Raw genomic sequence first — 18716 nt, 5'->3', positions numbered from 1 at the left:
TTGTCTTCTCCAGATATCCAAATAAAAACTTGCTACTAAAACAGACATGATGTCCCAAATTCATCAGTCAAACTGAATTTGGGGATAGACACTTCAAGCGTTCTTCTTTCATTAGAAGGGAGTCCCCCCTAAAAGCTCAAAAAGACCATTCTCGAACGAATGGCCCTTCCGCATTCTATTAAGCTAATTTTCATTTTCTGTTGTCCCACTGTAATAATTCTCTGGCAAGCTTATGTTATAGACCTCTGACAGTCGCCTATTTCCGGTTTCATACCTTTCTTTGATCGCAGTTTGCCTATCCATGGGAAACCGGTAACTTTTATAATGAATCCTGTTACTCCATTTATTTTGAATAAGTCGTCTTGGAGTGAGCGTTCCTAGTCCAGGCACCTCAATGAAAGAGAACTTCCCTTGAGGATTAAACGATGTTTTAAAAAGTTTATTGAGTCTTCTGGTGACCGTTAATTGAAGTTGTCCAAGGCTTTTATTTCGAAGCTGTTCCTCATCCTTGTACACAGGTATTTCTTTCTCACCCATATAATTTAACAGTTGGAGCAATTCATCTCGAAACTGATCGCGAAACCTTTCATAGACCATGACATACATACGATCCCGGCCAAATAATTCTTCAATTTTATGCAGGGTATGAAAAAAATTGAAGTTTTCTAGCACTCCTATTTGCTGACAATGCTCGATGAACGAACTTCCGTCAAGAACCCCGCCCATTTTTATATATTGTAAATAAAGAGACGTGAGGAGAGAGACTTGCTCGCGAATGCCAACTATTATATGAACATCAAACTCTGAGGGAGGGAAAATCTTTCGCAAATCCTCTAACACCTCAAATTGCTTCTTTGTTTTTTTGCTATGTAGAGGATTTCCTGAAAACCCTTCATTCGATATTAAAATGGGCTTTCCATTATCCTTTTTGTTAATAAATTTCCTAAACGACTCGATCTCTTTTTTAGTAAGCTTTTTCGTCCGAATTTGATTCATTCTTTTTAAGGCTTCACCGGTCTTGTTTATGTAATTAAGCTGCTTCAGTTTTGGAAAAATAATGCGCTGTAAAAAGGTTGTAGCTGTTTTATGGTAACCAATATGCAGATAAATGGTCTTCATCGCCATCTCCTTAATAATTGTTGAATCGCCCCTATCAATTATGGTTACTTATTCTTAACTTTTTCTTAAGTAGATAAACTTTGGTTGATGATGAGAATGCTCAGTAAAAAAATCCCCTCCCGACTCTTGTCGGTTGGGGATTAATTCATGTTTTTAAAACAAAACTCATAATCGATTTATCCGCTTTAAGATCCCAGTCAATAAAGATATCTTTAACTTCCTTATGAAAAATATCCTCAAATTTACCATATCTGAAAAAATAGGATTTTTCTATACTATCCTTTGTTATTATCAACTCATCTTTAAAGCCTTTGTTTATTAAAGCTTTTTCAATTGGAATCAAGATACCTCTTCGCTCAACAACATAGATGGAGGAAGAAATCCCGTGTATATTAATTTTATCTGGTACTTTTTGAACGAGCATGCTAATACGGGCAACTTCCTTTTCGAGTTCTGCTAAATTGACTTTGGATTGAATTACTTCCGCTTTTAGCTCTTGGTTAAAAACAAAAAAGATCATTCCAGAATTGCTTGGAAAATTCCAATCATGATAATAGAATTCAATGTCAATGCCTATAGAAGATTCTAGATAACCTTTAACTTCATCGAGAACATGGTTCATGATTGCATTACGAGCCTTTTTAACCTGATCATCCTGTCCCTGATTGATTAAGACTTCTTCCATTGCGGATATAAAACCGTTTATATAAGTGACCATAAATTTCCCATTAATCGTACAACGGCAGGACTCCGGTCCCCTTCCAAATGTACTTCTTAATAACTTACTGATGTAGCTGCTTAACTTATTCAGGAGGTCTTGGTTCATGTTAATCCCTCTTTCATTGACAGCTTAATTATGATCTTTTATACCCTATTTCTTACAATGGTTAGTCTCTAGTACAGACGTTTTAAGTCATTTATTTACATTTCCTATATCTATTTTTACCATAATTGGCTTAATTATATTTATAACCCCCAATGGTTTCATGCTTAGATTTGTCTCTTCTTGTTTTAAATACACGCTTATAATTTTTTCTTAATCAACTTTTTGGAGAACTATTTGGTGAATGCACAAAGCACAGTCACTATGCATGTTTCAGCTACCTATTTCTTATGTCGGTTTAATAAGCCCTGTTAAAATTCACCTTAATGTGTAAGGTTTATTGTAGTGAAAAGAAGATATAATTCTCTTCATTTTTATAATCCCAAATTATAAATAAGCCTTCAATCGTCCTCCCAAACACCTTTTCAAATGAATCCAAATGCTTTTGATAATTCTTTTTTATTTCGATTGAACATTGATGCAAAATATCCAGATGACCTTTTTCATACAATGTTTTTTCTATCTGATACATAACCCCTTCACATTTTACCCCATATAATTTGGGACTTACCTTAAATACACTTATATTTGTGGGTGTCTTATGTACTAAGGCGCTGACCTGATTGATTTGTTTCTTAAGATTGGCTAATAAGGGCATTTCTACGTTTTGGAACGCTTTCTTTGAACTGCACTTTTCCATCATAATAATCCCACTATCCAACTCAAAATCCCAATCACTATATTGTGAATCAAATCTGACACCAAAGAGAGAATCAACTTTATCTTTAATTTCTTCTGCTACATGCTCCATTACAGCCATTCGAAATGAGTGAGCTATAGCGATCTTGTTATTTTGAACCAAAACAGTCTCAGCTGGAGTAGCAAACTTGTTAATATATATAGTTAATCTCGCTTCATAAAAAGTAGCGTAACAATTGCTCGGGCCTTTTCCAAAATACCGCTTAATTATTTTACTTACTGAACTGCTCAGTTTGAGGAGATCTTGTTGCTGGAACTGATGATTTCGAATCACTTTCATTTCCCCTTTAGATAATAAAAAATGGCCTAACCTCTATAAATAGAAGTTAGGCCATGGATTAGACTCTCTATTAGACTTAATAGTTTCTACCATTTACCATACAAAATATATTTTATATTAATTAGTTAAGGCTATGAATACTAACGAACTAATGACAATAAGACATTAGTCACAATTATTGTAACATCTGTTTTAAATTATCGCAATTTCTTTTTGATTGACTTAATTTCCACACAAATTTCCGAAGGCCAGATATCCTCTCTTGCCTACAAGCGGTAATCCGTTATTAGAACATCTTTGATTATGTCCTTTAAGCGCTGTACATCTTCCTTAATAATCTCATAATAAATGTCCTCATTTTTTGTGAGTACTCTCATTAGCTCCATAAAGCCTTCTATTCTTATTAGGGGTGTTTTTAATTCATGGGCCAATCCTGTTGCAATGTATAAAGACAAATCCGTAACGCTTCTCTCTCCATCTAACTCCTTCATGATAAGTTGTATCATGTCCTCATGCTTGTAACAAATAAGAGATGCTTGGAGGTCTATCTCTGTTATGAGTCCATTGGCTTTTACAATTTTTTGTTTCCAAGGTTCTATCTGATCCCCCGATTGAATGGATCTGATTCGGTTGATAAATTCCTCTCTTAATGAACCAGGAATTAAAGAACAACTATCTTTTCCTATGACTTCTCTTTTTTCTTCAATCCCGATCATTTTCTTTCCCATCATATTTATATCCATTATTAATTCATTTTTAATAAGGACAATTCCATACGGTGAATGATCGATCAACTGGTTATAAGGAGTATCTGACCGCTCACTTTCCTGGTCCTTTTTTCTTTCCTTTAAAACCATATATTTTCCTATTAATTCATCATTATGGAATATAGGTATCGTAATAAAGGAAATTTGCAATGGAGCTCTTACACCTCTTATATAAAAATCAGCTGCAAACTGCTCTATATCTTCACTAAAAAAAGGCTTTAGGGACATATCCTCTTGAGGTACCAAATCATAGATCGACTTCTTAAGCAGTTCTTCTTGAGAATAGCCTGCCATTCGAGAACACCAAACATTTCCATGCCTAATATGGCCATGCCGATCGATAATTAAAAACGCTTCCTTATTGTTGGAAAATAAATTGAAATTACTTTCCTTTTGTTGTTTAATGTACTCCTTCAACTTTTTATTTTTACCCACATCAATTAGTTGTATATTTACTTTGGGCATCTTAATATACCTTCCAACTTTTAAAGTCATTTAAGCTCACACATTAAGTCAACAATATGCAATTAAAAAAACCAAAACAAGGACAGGATTTCCCGTCGCTTATTTTGGCTTTGCAGTCTAGCATTAGTTTCTAGATCATCTTTAACCATTATTAATCTTTATCTTAAATATAAAAAAGAGATATGAGCCTATTTTCTCATTATCCAACTTTATTATACCCTATATCTCTAGTGTTTTACAATTCTAAAGGGTTTTAAAAAACTTTAAAGGGCATCCATTTAACAGGATGCCCTAAATGCTTTAAGAACTCAAAAGTCCAAACTTATTATTCCTATGTTCCTAGGCCAAGTGATGAGTTTACTCTGACTTACCCATAGCAAATAAGTCTAGGATAACGACAATCACTCCAAGAATGGCATTCGTCCACATAGCTGCTGCAGAGAGGCTAAAGGAGAACGAAACCACGATGACCAAGACACCCATAATTAACGAGACCCAGCCTAGCCAGGATGACCAATTAACGGCCTTTTCTTGTACTGCTGCCCAAAAAGATACGATTAGGAGGATTGCACCGAAGATTACACTTAACGTAGTTGCCATAGAAATCTGACTGAAACCAAGAGTCCAAGGAGAAATGATGAACCAGATCCCAATTAATGCATTTAACCACTGTGCCCACTTCATTAGAAATCACCTCCAGGTTTAAATTAAGTTAATATATATAAATATATATATAACTTTACTGTAATATATGTTACATTAAACCCTTATGTGAAAACGTTTTTGTTAAATTATATTCCGGGAATTTCATTTTATTCGTCCTAATTATCCTCTGCTGAACTCACCGTCTATGTAGTACATTGTCACTATTACCCAGGAAATGTCACATCTGATCAATCATTGTCGAATCATGCGCTCGATCGCGCCTTCTCTGATTCTGGATCTTTAAAAAAGCAACAACTCCATTTGAAGTCCTTAGACTAACCTCTCCGCTACTCTTTAAGGGAAACCGCTAATTTTGTAGTTGGCGGCTTTTTTTTGTATGATAATTTTAACTTACTTTATGGAGGTCTTGAAATTGAATAAACTGGAATCAATAAACCAATATGAAGACATTATTAATCAGGAACGCGTCATCCTCATGTTCTCGGCAGATTGGTGCCCTGATTGCCGATTTATTGAACCCTTCTTACCTGAACTCGAATCAGAAAACAGCCGCTTTACCTTTTACTATGTTGATCGTGATCAGTTCATTGACTTATGCAGTGATCTAAATGTTTTTGGCATTCCAAGCTTTGTGGCATTTAATCAAGGAAAAGAAATGGGTCGTTTAGTTAATAAGGATAGAAAAACAAAAGATGAAGTCCAAGCGTTTATTAATTCGTTAGGCGCCTAAAAAAGAGTTAAGGAACAAAATTGCTAACGCCGAGATTCCCTTCTCTCCAAGTTCGAAAATTTCCTAAGCAGCAAAAAAGCTGTCCCTCAAATGAAGATTGGTGGGGACAGCTTTATTTTACTTAATTATTCATTTTGGCAAGGAAATCTCCTAATAAACTGTCAAGATCCTCTTCTACTTCTTCCCCTTCATCACTTTCCTCTTCTGCTTCTATGAGAGGGGGATCTGTCTCACTTTCCAACTCAAACTGATCGATATCATCATCCAAATCCTTGGTAGCGGAGGTCTCTTGAAACGAAGACTGCTCATCATTATCCAAATGGGGCCATTCAATCGGCTCTTCTTCCAAACTCGAATTCCCTTGCAAATAAAGCGCCTCATCGATATCTAAGGCATTGCTATTTAAGGAAGTAAACAAGGCTGTTGCTCGGGTAGGATTGGACAATAACTGATAAACGATACTCCCTAGTAAGGCCTCAGAATGCTCATGCTTTAACCAGTTCCTTTGGGCCTTATTTAATTTATGGGGGAGGGGAATCGTGATCGTTTCCCTCTCCTTCGTTATAGACTGACCGACTCCTTGCATGACAAACTCAGCTATTTTACTAGAAAAATTTCGTCTTTCACTTTCTTTTAGCTTACTCAATTGTTTTATTAAATGATCAGGTGTATCAGACGGGATTCGAAACGAGATAGCTTGGCCCCTCTGAATCTCACTGGAAGACGTTTTTTTCATTCAATCACCTTATGAATTCTTTACTGTTTCTTGAGGTACCTTTTGTTTCTGACTCTTTCTAACAAAATCAGTCACAAGTTTATAATATGCATTGGCCATCATCCAAATGCTCTCTTTTTCATCTTCAAAGAATTCAATATTGTAACCATCTAAATTGTTATTTAATGTTTTAATGTATTCCTTTAAAACAATGGCACCTCCACCAACAAAATAGCAGATTTCTGTTTGGGAATTTTTTTGCCACACATTGCGCAATAATCGGTATTGCTTTTTGGCCAATTCTAGAAGGATCCGATCAGTAATTTCATGAACACTTGTCCGGCTTCCTTTAACCATGATGTGATTCCGATTATTTTTTCTCGTGATAATTTCAACGACATCAAGGCGGCTGTCTAATTCAATCCCATACTTTGATCGAATTTCTTCTCTTATTTCGTCTAAAGATTCAGAAACCCCAAGATTGAATCCTTGAGCCCTGTCATCATCAACCGTTCGATTTTTTATCACCGCGATATCCGTCGATAATCCGCCAATATCTTGTATGAGAATTCTTTTATCAATTAAATCTTTATTGATGATCTTCAAGTTATTGTCCATCACCAAATTGATATAAGCCGCAAAACCTTCAGGATAGACTTTTACTTCATCAAATTTAATATTGACTTTCATCCCTTGATATTTAGGCGTTACAAGAAACTCCACTTGATGAACAGAGCCTATTAATTTGGAGCGATATCCAGCATCCTTACCTTCTTTTATCTCACGAAGAGGCAAACCTGTTCCTAATGTGTAATTCGCATCGATGACATTTTTTGTCCTTGGGAATGCCGCAGTATTTTCTTCTTTGACTGCATCCAGAGCGAGAGTAGCAAATAGCATCACCAATGTTTGATCTTCTTCAGATTTATTACTGCCTAAGTCCAACTCAGTAGCATTACCGCTCTTTGTTGCCAAACTCCCTACACGGTAGATTTCATTATTTTCTTTTAAAGCTGGTGAATGTACCTTGATGTGAATTCCATCCAGCGGATTCTTACTGTCTAATTCTTCTATTCCAATTACCGGGCGATCTTCTGTATCTATTGCTACGATGTTAGGAATATTGATTTCGTACTCTAACTCACCAAAAATCGCTTTAATTGAGTCGTTACCTACGTCTACAGCCGCAATTCTAGTCTTAGACACTTAAAACCATCCCTTTTCTTTTAATAGTTTCGTTTTACTTTTATGTAAATCTAGTCTATCCATCTCTTATCCTATATTAAATTAATAGATTCTACAATGCGTCACAAGATCGAAATTAGAACCGTAATCTATTTGTAAACTTTTTCGTTTCGTTGTAAACATTATTGTTTACAAAAACAACAACTACGCAAACACCCTTAACAAAGGGAAGTATACATGTTTGTTTACTTGAAAACGCTTTTGTACACTCATAGTAAACATTTTGTATACACGTACACAAAATGTTTACTCAAACTGATTGACCCCGCCAAACACCTCTCCCCTCCTTCCCTATCATTAAAATTAAGATAAATTCATGCCATTTATAATCTTTGGGTACACTTATGCAAAACCTCATTGTAGTTTTCTTCTTAATATTCACACCCTTTTTCAGTGCTTCTTTTAATAGAATAGAAAGTTAATTGAAAGCGTATTGATTTTTTTGCCCAGACGTGATAAATTAGATTTACGAAACATAGTTGATCAAATAAACTAAGTTTCGCAAAGTTTCGTTGTAACCGTTTAACGTATTATGTATACGTTTTTATTTAAATGAACCTTGATCAAGAGTTTGCCCATCTATCGATTGATTGAATGTTGTTAGCGTTTGCCTAATGCGAACATGTAAACGAATTCAATCTCAAATTAACTAATTTAAATAATCTTTTTAAAACTATACGTTTACTTAGGAGGATTAAATATGAAAGTCAATAATGCCTTAATTTATTTCTTTGGAGCATTGGGTGGATTGCTATTTGGTTATGACACCGGTGTCATCTCTGGTGCTATCCTCTACATTAAGAAGAGTCTAGGTCTTACTTCATTAACTGAAGGAATTGTCGTCAGTTCTATATTAGTAGGTGCAATGATTGGTGCAGCGATTAGCGGCCGCTTGTCGGATAAATACGGCAGACGAAAAAACGTGATGGTTGCCGCCGCAATCTTCTGTATAGGCGCAATTGGAACCGCCTTAGCACCAAGTACTGGTGTATTAATTTTATTTAGAATTGTCTTAGGGATCGCCGTTGGATGCGCTTCAGCCCTTGTACCTTTATACCTCTCAGAGATGGCACCCGCTAATATTCGCGGAGCATTATCCAGCCTTAATCAATTAATGATTGTAACTGGGATATTAATTGCTTATATTATCAACTATATCTTTGCCCCTATTGAAGGTTGGCGTTGGATGCTCGGGCTTGCTTTCGTTCCTGGTATTATTTTACTTATTGGGATGCTCTTTTTACCAGAGAGCCCAAGATGGCTTTTAAAACAAAATCGTGAACAAGAAGCTCGAAACATTTTACAACATCTGCGTAAGGGTATTGGCGTCGAAAAAGAAATTGCTGATATAAAGAAAACCAATGCTGAAGAAAACGGCGGTTGGAAGATGCTGAAACAAAAATGGGTCCGCCCTGCTTTAATAGTCGGAGTTGGACTTGCTGTTTTCCAACAAATCATAGGTTGTAACACTGTTATCTATTATGCGCCAACTACCATTACAAAAGTTGGTTTAGGTGATTCAGCTGCCCTCTTAGGTACCATTGGAATTGGAATTATTAATGTTATTGTAACGATCTTTGCTATTTGGTTAATGGACAAACTTGGCCGTAAGAAACTTCTCTTAATAGGCAGCATCGGAATGGCTGTTTGTCTGTTCGCACTAGGTCTCTTAACTAAATTTGGTGGTCATTCTAGCGCCACAGGTTATATTACATTAGCTTGCTTAGCAGTTTACATCGTTTTCTTTGCTGCAACGTGGGGACCTGTTGTTTGGGTTATGATCGGTGAAATCTTCCCTCTTAACGTACGTGGTCTCGGAATTGGCATTAGTGGTGTAGCAAACTGGGGAGCCAACTTGCTTGTCTCTTTAACCTTCCCGTCTCTACTTGATCGATTTGGTAATATGCTATTTGTTGTTTATGGCGTCATGGGGATCTTGGCCTTCTTCTTTGTCACGCTCTATGTAACTGAAACAAAGGGACGCAGCTTAGAGCAAATTGAAATTGATTTAAGAAATAAAGATCAACAATTGGGAACAGAACAAGCCAACCAAACTGCGATTTAACTAAACTTAGAAGGGATACCCGAACCACAGGGTATCCCTTTTTTTAAGCCATGGCATTCACCGAGGTGAATGCCTGTAATTATTTAGGTAGTTCCTTCAGGTATCAGTTAATACAAAAGAAGCCTAAATAACCATAACTTGTTTCTAATCGGCAAGCTTCACCCATCCTTACATATAGTGAGTAACTTGGTTGAAGTCATTTCTTTTAAACCTCACTCATACCTCATACATCCATTGAACGCCATGTCCCTCGGACTGCCTCCTTCTACCGTAACGTAAAGCCTGTCTTTATCCAAAGCCTATGAACAGTGAGAAACGAAACCTATAAGGGCACCTCATAAACTGTTTAGCTAAGCTATTGATTATTCTAAAAAGAGACTCCCCCAATCCTTCGTACAAAATAATCGGCATAATCTATCATTTCAACTCGTCCTCGTTTAATCGGCGTCTGTTGGTTCGTGGATACCTGCATATTTAGAGGCCGCCCTAACTATACTAAATTAGAAATATAAAAAGACCATCGACTAGCCCGTCTTTAGGGGTTGTCGACAGTCTTAAGCAACAGCCAAGAATACCGTTTCCTTTTGAGGTTTTTATTTGCCAAATCCAGCCATCATGCCTCGTCGGATATAACGACCACCGAAGATGTAGGCTAACAATAATGGCAATGCAGAGACCGTAACCGCCGCCATTGTAATCGGAATATTCATAGTATGATCCCCCTGGAATTGAACAACAGCAAGCGGCATAACTTTAACACTATCACTTTGTGTTAGTACAAGAGGGAACAAGAAGTTATTCCAGGCTAAGATAAATTGATAGATTGCAATGGAAATGATCGAAGGCATAGTTAGTGGCGTAACCAAATGTCTTAACATCTGAAAATCTGATGCCCCTTCTAGTCCCATTGACTCATATAATTCGTTAGGAATCTCTCTCACAAAGTTCACTAAGAACAATAATGTCATTGGAATACCGAATGCTATGGAAGGAAAAATGATTCCTCCAAGCGTATCATACATACCTAATTTTGTAATAAGGATGTATACCGGGATAATAGCAGCTTGAATGGGTAAAGCCAAACCAACTAAGAAAACATTGAAAATAATTTTTACAGCACGATTTTTGGTCCGAACAATGACATAGGCCAAAAGCAATGAAAATAGAACAATAAACACAACTGAAACGACCGAAACAATAAGGCTATTCAAAAAATAGTGCCCAAACCCCGATTGAAAAACAGCTGCATAATTTGAAAAAGTGGGGTGCAAGGTCGGCAGCCAAGTTGGCCCGCCAGATAAGAACCCATCTTGGGTACGCAAACTAGACATTAGAATATAGAGGACAGGATAGAAAGAAACAATCAGCCATATGACACCAAAAGTAGTAAAAGCCACATTATAACCTTTTCCACTTTTAATCTTTGTGTGAGCAGCCATGTTTTATGCCCCCTCCTTCTGACTTTCCATATTATTAAATCCTGTAAATTTCAAAATGAGTAATGATAAGATAAGCCCAAACACAGCTAAAATTATGGCCATGACGCTACCCATTCCAATATTGTTATTCATAAAGGCTTGTTTGTACATGTCCATAGCTAGAACTTGAGTGGATGTTCCTGGTCCCCCGCTCGTAAGCACATAAATCAAGTCAAAATAAGTCAATGTCCCTGTTAAAATTAGAACCGATGATGTAACAATTGTATATTTTAATTGGGGCAATGTAATCGAAAAGAAAGTTCTAAAAGGACCTGCTCCATCTATTTTGGCTGCCTCATATATAGATTCAGGTATTTGCTTGGCTCCACCTTGATACAGCAAAGAGTTAAATGGAATGAATTGCCATGCAATAACAAGACTGACACTAATTAAAGCAAGATGAGGACTTCCCAACCAGTTAACAGGCTGTTTAACCCCCAACGCGGTTAATAAACTATCTACAAGTCCGAAGTTTGGATTTAAGATATAAGACCACGTTACACCAATTGCAGCTGCCGAAAATAACAGAGGGATAAAATAAAATACCCCAAAGACGGCTCTGTGTTTTTGTTTTCCCGCCATAAATACACCTAATACTAAACTTATTGGATTTTGGGTAATCCAACATAACACCATTAATTCAATTGTTAACCTAGTGGATTGCCAAGCCTCCCCATTTTGGAAAACTTGCACCCAGTTACTTAATCCAGCCCAAGTAGGCGGGGTTAATCCATCCCAATTTAATCCGGTGTAATAAACCGCCACACACATCGGGATGATTGCAAATATTGCAAAGAAAACCAATGCTGGAATAACCATTATCCAGCGTTGCCAATTCATTCGTGTTCCCATCTCGTTTCACCTCAGCATTTAAAAATTTGGCAAGGGAGTTCCCCCCCTTGCCAAATAATCTTTAATTTTTAAACTTCTGCATGTCGGCTGCTACTTGTTGTGGAGTCATTTGATTAATTAATAGTTTGCTTAAATCATCATCTAACTCATTACCTGTTTTAGTACTTAATGCCGTATCCCAAGATTGTTGGAAGTAAGGTGCATTTTTAATCAAATCATAAGAGAATGTCATGTAGTCTCCGCCTTTTGCTTGCTTCAACTGAGACTCAATGCCTTGAACGGGCGGAACGTTTCCAATGTTAATCAAATCTTTAACATTTTGCTTATCCAAGTTACCGTTTACAAGAAACTTTGCAGCCGCATCTTTGTTCTTAGAATTTGAAGAGATCGAATAGAATTCACTTGGGTTTCCTGCTACATCAGCTGGATCACCTTTACCTCCAGTGACAGCCGGGAAAGAAAACCAACCTAAATTGCCATCGTCGATAAAGCTCTTATCATCGGACAAGATACTTGTGTAACCCCAGCTGCCCATTAACCACATTGCTGCTTTGTTAGTATAAACAAGAGCTGCGTCTTCTCCGTTACCAGAACCGACAGAACTGAAACCACTTTCGAAGCCGCCTGCGTTGGCAAGCTGCTGCATCATTTTAAGAGCTTGAATAACTTCAGGCTGAGACCAAGCATTTGGTTTGCCTTCTTGAATATTTTGGAACACTGTAGGTCCGCCAATGCGGTCTACTAAGTATTCAAAATACATAAGGTCTGGCCATTTGTCTCCTCCGCCTAATGCAATTGGAGCAATTCCTTTTGACTTAAGGACTTTCACATCACTTAAGAGTTCATCCCAAGTCTTTGGTGGTGTTAAGCCATATTTTTTGAATAAGCTTTTATTATAGAAAAAGTTAACTTGCTGGATGTTACCGTGTGGCACTCCATAAATTTTTCCATCAAACGTAACCGATTTCATAATGGAAGGCAAATATTTAGTTTTGCTATTCTTAAGATAGGATGTCATATCGACAACATCATTTGCCTTAATGAAGTCATTTAAACGGCCGCCGCCCCAGTTACTGAAAATATCCGGACCCTTTTTAGCTCCCATAACAATTTGAAGCTTTTGTTTATAAGCATTGGACTCGAAATATTGTGAATCAATCGTGATATTTGATTGGGACTTGTTGTAGCGAGATACTTCATTATCAATCGCAGTTTTGGCATCCCCGCTTACGTCACTCCACATCGTAACCGTTGCCTTTCCTGAAGATTTTTGTGAACCGTTAGAGCTTGACCCGCATCCTGCAGCAACTGCCAAAACAGTCAAAGCGCTTACAACTGAAAATAAGGTTTTTGTAATGCCTTTCATTTTATGAATCCCTCCTACTTTGTTCGTCTATTGAACGAACTTATTATATCATCAGAACTATTGAAATATCAACACTTAAAATTATTGATGTAATTTTAAAATTATTTAGTCCATTTACCTAACATAACAAGGCGAGGTAATCGCTAATTAGACGAAAGACCTGGAGCAAATTCATAATATTGGAGATCCAAGGAAGAGTTGGGACAAAATAAAACTAACTGACCTAAATTCCGAACAATAAATGTTTATAAGGACAGAAACAAATAGGAAGCGCAGCCAAAATACAGAGACTACTGCGAGAACAGCACGTGTCAGAAGACCCCGCAAGCAAGCGTTTTCCTTGTTGAAGAGGCTTGGGCCGTGCACACGGAAAGCGATGTATTTTGACTAGCGTTTCATCAATGACTTAACTTATAAATGAAAAACCGAACCCAACACGTTAAAAGGTGTGAATAAGTTCGGTTTTTCCTATTCGTCAACTACTTCTGTCCCAGCCTCGTCCTGCCCAAAAAGCTCACCTGCTTATTATCTTTTTCACCTTTTCAATTTTGATTCCGTTTAAGATTCCTTCAGATGCTCATTAAGAACATTTTCTTCTAAAACCTCAAATTTGTCTCCATATACCTTAGTAATGTGTCTTTCTCCCCATTCACATAGCGAGTCCAAAATACTTTTTAAACTCCATCCATAGTCACTTAGCTCATACTCCACTTTGGGAGGGATTTGATTATAGGCTATTCTGTTTATGATGCCATCTTCCTCTAACTCACGTAATTGTTGAGTCAACATTTTTTGCGTGATGTTAGGCATCAAACGTTTCAATTCATTTGTGCGCTTCTTGCCATGAGTAAGATGGCATAAAATCACACATTTCCATTTTCCACCGATCACTTCAAGTGTTGCTTCAACTGATATGTTGTATTTCTTTTTCTTCATCATCTATTTCCTCCATTAGACAGGAACTAAAAAGTACCTATCTTACTAAAAGGTGCCTATATCACTTCAAAGTACGTACTTCCCTTTTATTTCGATCTATCCCATAATAGCATTTGCCGGTTGAAATGATCTATATAGACTACTTTTTACAAGTTCACTTATAAAATACCAAAAACAACAGGAGGAGAACATGTCCAAAGATAGAAAAAGGAGTACATTTGCGCTTGTAGCATTAGCGATGAGCGCCTTTGCAATTGGGACAACAGAATTCATTAGTGTTGGATTACTGCCGCTTATTGCATCAGATTTAAAAATACCCATTTCGATAGCAGGGTTAACGGTCTCTTTGTATGCTTTAGGAGTTACTTTTGGGGCGCCTGTCCTGACTTCAGTTACTTCAAAAATTCCCCGAAAGACCTTATTAATTTTAATCATGATCGTTTTCATTGCTGGTAACAGTATCGCAGCATGTGCAACGGGAATTGGTATATTGATTATTGGCCGTGTTATTTCTGCCCTCTCACATGGTATTTTCATGTCAATTGGCTCAACCATTGCGGCCGATTTAGTTCCTGAAAATCGAAGAGCAAGTGCCATCTCTATTATGTTTTCAGGACTAACGATTGCTACAGTTACGGGTGTGCCTTTAGGAACCTTTATTGGGCAACAATATGGATGGAGAATGGCTTTTGTTCTAATTACTGCCGTTGGGATCATCGCTCTTCTTGCCAACTGTATTCTAGTGCCCTCTGACTTACGGAAAGGAATCCCAACAGCCTTTAGCAGTCAATTTAAACTACTAAAGAACAGCCGACTGTTGCTCATATTTATTATTACTGCCTTAGGTTATGGCGGAACATTTGTCGTTTTTACTTATTTATCACCTATTTTAGTTACTATTACTGGCTTTAAAGAAAATTTAGTTTCCATTATTTTACTCATTTACGGCATTGCCATTGCCATTGGTAATATGCTGGGTGGTAAACTCACCAATAAAAATCCACTTAAAGCATTATTTTATATGTTCATTGTACAGGCTATTATTCTCTTTATTTTCTTGTTCACAGCACCTCATAAATCAATAGCGCTGATGACAGTCTTCTTTATGGGACTTCTCGCTTTTATGAACGTACCTGGATTACAACTCTATGCGGTGATGTTGGCGGAGAGATTCATACCAACAGCCGTTGATGTGGCATCCGCCATTAATATTGCTGCCTTTAACGCTGGAATTGCACTTGGCTCCTATCTTGGAGGGCTGATTACCCATTCATTCGGTCTTATTCACACGACCTGGATTGGCTCACTCATGGTGCTGGCAGCCGTTATGTTGACAGGGTGGAGCAGAAGATTAGAGACACAAGATCCAAAGGCAAACAGCTTGTTGGAGCAAACTTGTTCTTAATTCCAAAAAAAATTTCAATAACTAGGAGGTTATTTTATGTTAATTGACTTGCAATCGACAACAACACTAAGTAACGGGATTAAAATGCCATGGTTTGGATTAGGTGTATTTAAAGTAGAGGAAGGACCAGAACTCATTAATGCTGTAAAAGTTGCTATAAAACATGGCTATCGCAGTATTGATACAGCGTCCATATATGGAAATGAAGAAGGCGTTGGTAAAGCTATTATCGAGGGAATAGAAGAAGCAGGTATTTCTAGAGATGACTTGTTTATCACATCCAAGGTTTGGAATGCTGATCTAGGATATGAGTCCACGCTCAACGCCTTCACGACAAGCCTAAATAAGCTTGGGTTAGACTATTTGAATTTATACCTCATTCACTGGCCTGTTGAAGGAAAATATAAAGAGGCATGGCGTGCTTTAGAAACCCTTTATAAAGAAGGAAAGGTAAAGGCTATTGGAGTGAGTAACTTTCAAATTCACCATTTAGAAGAATTAATGAAAGAAGCCGAAATAAAACCCATGATCAATCAGGTTGAATACCATCCCCGATTAACTCAAAAGGACCTTCATGCCTTTTGCCAAAAACATGGTATACAGCTGGAAGCTTGGTCACCTTTAATGCAAGGGCAATTATTGGATCACCCCGATTTGCTGTCAATTGCCAATAAATACAATAAAACAGTTGCCCAAATCATTTTACGTTGGGATTTGCAAAACGGTGTCATAACTATACCAAAATCTACAAAGGAACATCGGATTATCGAAAACTCTACTGTATTTGATTTTGAACTTTCACAAGAAGATATAAAACGAATTAACCAGCTTAATCAGGACCTCCGAGTAGGACCTGACCCTGATCACTTTGATTTTTAATTAAAAAAAATGGGAGTCTCACTTTTTTAAGAGGGGCTCCCATTTTGTGCGTTGAAGGCTCCATCACACCAATTCTGGGGGCGAGCCGCTCCCATTTTGTGCGTTGAAGGCTCCATAATAATATGGTTTTGGCTAGGGAATCAGGAAATAATGGTAACCTTTATCTCATAATCCCTTAAAAGATTTTTCATGATGAAGCAACCATGCCTTTCTCCATAGACCTCCTGCATAACCCGTTAATTTCCCATTAGAACCGATGACTCTGTGACATGGGACGACAAGACTTAACTTGTTTCTCCCATTTGCACTTCCCACAGCCCTGATCGCTTTTTCATTCCCAATGGCAACGGCGATCTCTTTATAAGACCCCGTTTCCGCATAAGGGATACCTATTAAAGCTTCCCATACTGTTTTTTGAAAGCTTGTCCCTTCCAATTGATAAGGGAAGGTAAAGTCACGACGATTGCCTTTAAAATAGGCATCAAGTTGGTTATAGCATTCTATTAAAACCGGAGGAGTGTCAGTCTGTACACCATTCTCCTTTTTATCCTTTTCGCAAAATAAAATGGAAACGATAGCTTCATGGGTACCTATTACTTCTATAAAGCCTATTGGTGATTCATAATCCATTTTATACATTTTTGTCATGTAGAGACCTCCAAAGATAAAAGGTAGCATATGACTGCCAACCTCGCCAATTTAGTGCATACTCCTTTATTTCCTCAATAGACGGTTTTCTCTCTAAACCTAATAGATTCTTTAAGGCATTATGAAGTCCAACATCGGCTATTGGGAAGGAAGCGGTAATGTGCAGGCATTTCATCATGACGTAATCTGCCGTCCATGCTCCGACTCCTCTTACCATCATTAATGATTTTTGTATTTGCTGATAATCTTTCATCTGAAGCAATAAGTCCTTAGTTAACCCGCCACCTGCCATAGCTTTAGCGATCCCAATGATGTATTCAGCCTTCCTATTCGTAAATTGAAGCTTCCTTAAATCATCAACATTTATCGAAGCTATTTTCTCAAATGAAGGGAATAACCAAAACGTTTCCCCTTCGAACGTTAGACTCTCTCCATATTGTTCAACGAAGCGCTTCTTTAATGTGTAAGCAAAGGTCAAATTAATCTGCTGGCCCATAATCGCCCATACAAGCGCCTCAAATAAATCAGGAATGCACATAATCCGTAGTCCATAATATTTATAGACAAGGGTTTCTAAAATCTTATCTTGTCCGGCCAATCGATAAAATTCCCCTAATTCCTGATCCAAATCAAACCATTCCCAGATATACTCGGCCACCTTTTGACGAGCGTGGCTAGATGGAATACTGATTGGAAACTCAACCTTCATAGAATTAAGAGACGCCCCAATTTTACATAAGATCAAAGTGTCATCCACTTTTATTAATTTATACACTGAGCCCTCTTTAATTTGATGAAGTACTTCCTGATTAGACCTTCCCAAAAAAACTAAACACTCCTCAAAATTAAATTCTTTTGGAGGAAAAATTTCTATTGATGATTCACAATCCATCCAATTCATTTTGAAGTTCCTTTCGATAGTTGCTTGGTGAACAGTTTTTTAAACTTCGAAATACTTTATAAAAATTAGAAGGGCTTTGGAACCCCACTTCATAGCAAATCTCAAGGTTCGTCAAATCTGTGCTTTTAAGTAGATAGACAGCTTTATCAATACGTATCTTCTCTAGATACGTACGCGGTGTCTCAGAGGTTTCTTGTTTAAATAAACGTTCCAGATAATAAGGACTTAACCCGGCTTGATCCGCTATATCCTTTAACATTAAATTTTGCTTATAATGATTGACTAGGAACGCTACTATATTCCTGACGAGCACAATATTGGGTGAATGCTCTACTTCTGGCTGACATCTTTTGCATGGACGATAACCTGCCTTTTCAACCTTATTCATGTCAAAGTAAAATTCAACATTTATTTTTTTGGGTTTTCTTGAGCGGCAGGAAGGGCGACAATATATTCTTGTTGTTTTTACGGCCGTAAAAAATAGCCCATCATATTTACGGTCACAAGCGATAATTTTCTCCCACATCTCTTCAAATGTAAAGTTGATATTAGAAGCCATTTAACCCACTGCCTTTCACATTAGCATCGTTCTCGTACAAAAGAGAGGTCTCTTATTT

The 18716-nt window shown here is 37.3% G+C and carries 18 protein-coding genes; 4 read left to right on the top strand and 14 right to left on the bottom strand.

What is annotated here, in order from left to right; genetic code table 11:
* Positions 1-183 precede the first annotated feature (183 nt).
* The 5 genes from PU629_RS00540 to PU629_RS00520 form a co-directional block, all read right to left on the bottom strand.
* Positions 184-1119 carry a sulfotransferase domain-containing protein gene (locus tag PU629_RS00540; protein ID WP_275282310.1) on the bottom strand — a complete coding sequence of 312 codons (936 nt, stop codon included), beginning with the start codon at positions 1117-1119 and terminating at the stop codon, positions 184-186.
* Positions 1120-1264: 145 nt separating this feature from the next.
* On the bottom strand, positions 1265-1945 hold the full coding sequence (locus tag PU629_RS00535; RefSeq protein WP_275282309.1) for a Na-translocating system protein MpsC family protein: 681 nt from the start codon (positions 1943-1945) through the stop codon (positions 1265-1267).
* Between the two features lie 334 nt (positions 1946-2279).
* Positions 2280-2975 (bottom strand): Na-translocating system protein MpsC family protein, encoded by a 696-nt coding sequence (locus PU629_RS00530; protein ID WP_275282308.1) that lies wholly within the window; start codon positions 2973-2975, stop codon positions 2280-2282.
* Positions 2976-3247: 272 nt separating this feature from the next.
* A complete protein-coding gene (locus PU629_RS00525; protein ID WP_275282307.1) occupies positions 3248-4213 on the bottom strand; it encodes a PAS domain S-box protein in 966 nt (321 codons plus the stop codon).
* 357 nt (positions 4214-4570) lie between these two features.
* Positions 4571-4897, bottom strand: a complete 327-nt coding sequence (locus PU629_RS00520; protein ID WP_275282306.1) for an SPW repeat protein — start codon at positions 4895-4897, stop codon at positions 4571-4573.
* Positions 4898-5291: 394 nt separating this feature from the next.
* Here PU629_RS00520 and PU629_RS00515 point away from each other — a divergent pair, with 394 nt between their 5' ends.
* Positions 5292-5609: a thioredoxin family protein gene (locus PU629_RS00515; protein WP_275282305.1), complete on the top strand. Its 318-nt coding sequence runs from the start codon at positions 5292-5294 to the stop codon at positions 5607-5609.
* Positions 5610-5730: 121 nt separating this feature from the next.
* Here PU629_RS00515 and PU629_RS00510 read toward each other — a convergent pair whose 3' ends face one another.
* Positions 5731-6345 (bottom strand): hypothetical protein, encoded by a 615-nt coding sequence (locus PU629_RS00510; protein ID WP_275282304.1) that lies wholly within the window; start codon positions 6343-6345, stop codon positions 5731-5733.
* 9 nt (positions 6346-6354) lie between these two features.
* Positions 6355-7530 carry a ParM/StbA family protein gene (locus tag PU629_RS00505; protein WP_275282303.1) on the bottom strand — a complete coding sequence of 392 codons (1176 nt, stop codon included), beginning with the start codon at positions 7528-7530 and terminating at the stop codon, positions 6355-6357.
* Between the two features lie 739 nt (positions 7531-8269).
* On the opposite strand from PU629_RS00505, the gene PU629_RS00500 reads away from it, so the two are divergent.
* Positions 8270-9634, top strand: coding sequence for a sugar porter family MFS transporter (locus tag PU629_RS00500; protein ID WP_275282302.1), 1365 nt, complete (start codon positions 8270-8272; stop codon positions 9632-9634).
* 593 nt (positions 9635-10227) lie between these two features.
* Here the strand turns inward: PU629_RS00500 and PU629_RS00495 are convergent.
* The 4 genes from PU629_RS00495 to PU629_RS00480 all read right to left on the bottom strand — a co-directional run bounded on the left by PU629_RS00495 (position 10228) and on the right by PU629_RS00480 (position 14266).
* Positions 10228-11073 carry a carbohydrate ABC transporter permease gene (locus PU629_RS00495; protein WP_275282301.1) on the bottom strand — a complete coding sequence of 282 codons (846 nt, stop codon included), beginning with the start codon at positions 11071-11073 and terminating at the stop codon, positions 10228-10230.
* A 3-nt stretch (positions 11074-11076) separates the two neighbouring features.
* Positions 11077-11952, bottom strand: a complete 876-nt coding sequence (locus PU629_RS00490) for a carbohydrate ABC transporter permease (protein WP_275282300.1) — start codon at positions 11950-11952, stop codon at positions 11077-11079.
* 73 nt (positions 11953-12025) lie between these two features.
* Positions 12026-13330 (bottom strand): extracellular solute-binding protein, encoded by a 1305-nt coding sequence (locus tag PU629_RS00485; protein WP_275282299.1) that lies wholly within the window; start codon positions 13328-13330, stop codon positions 12026-12028.
* Between the two features lie 558 nt (positions 13331-13888).
* Positions 13889-14266 (bottom strand): winged helix-turn-helix transcriptional regulator, encoded by a 378-nt coding sequence (locus tag PU629_RS00480; RefSeq protein WP_275284525.1) that lies wholly within the window; start codon positions 14264-14266, stop codon positions 13889-13891.
* Positions 14267-14456: 190 nt separating this feature from the next.
* Between PU629_RS00480 and PU629_RS00475 the strand changes: the two genes are divergently transcribed.
* Together PU629_RS00475 and PU629_RS00470 are read left to right on the top strand one after the other, a co-directional pair.
* Entirely contained in the window at positions 14457-15671 is a 1215-nt protein-coding gene (locus PU629_RS00475) for an MFS transporter (RefSeq protein ID WP_275282298.1), read from the top strand.
* A 36-nt stretch (positions 15672-15707) separates the two neighbouring features.
* Positions 15708-16550 carry an aldo/keto reductase gene (locus tag PU629_RS00470; RefSeq protein ID WP_275282297.1) on the top strand — a complete coding sequence of 281 codons (843 nt, stop codon included), beginning with the start codon at positions 15708-15710 and terminating at the stop codon, positions 16548-16550.
* A gap of 165 nt (positions 16551-16715) precedes the next feature.
* Here PU629_RS00470 and PU629_RS00465 read toward each other — a convergent pair whose 3' ends face one another.
* From PU629_RS00465 to PU629_RS00455, 3 genes are read right to left on the bottom strand one after another with little or no spacing between them, the layout of a single operon-like run.
* Positions 16716-17198: a methylated-DNA--[protein]-cysteine S-methyltransferase gene (locus PU629_RS00465; protein WP_275282296.1), complete on the bottom strand. Its 483-nt coding sequence runs from the start codon at positions 17196-17198 to the stop codon at positions 16716-16718.
* On the bottom strand, positions 17182-18099 hold the full coding sequence (locus PU629_RS00460; protein ID WP_275282295.1) for a DNA-3-methyladenine glycosylase family protein: 918 nt from the start codon (positions 18097-18099) through the stop codon (positions 17182-17184). Before PU629_RS00460 ends, PU629_RS00465 begins: the two co-directional genes overlap by 17 nt.
* Complete coding sequence (locus tag PU629_RS00455) at positions 18080-18658, bottom strand: bifunctional transcriptional activator/DNA repair enzyme AdaA (protein WP_275282294.1); 579 nt, start codon at positions 18656-18658, stop codon at positions 18080-18082. Before PU629_RS00455 ends, PU629_RS00460 begins: the two co-directional genes overlap by 20 nt.
* Positions 18659-18716 lie beyond the last annotated feature (58 nt).

It is taken from the genome of Pullulanibacillus sp. KACC 23026 (assembly GCF_029094525.1).
Taxonomy (GTDB): domain Bacteria; phylum Bacillota; class Bacilli; order Bacillales; family Sporolactobacillaceae; genus KACC-23026.
Note: the sequence above shows the minus strand (reverse complement) of the source record. Positions and strands in the feature narration are given on the sequence as shown.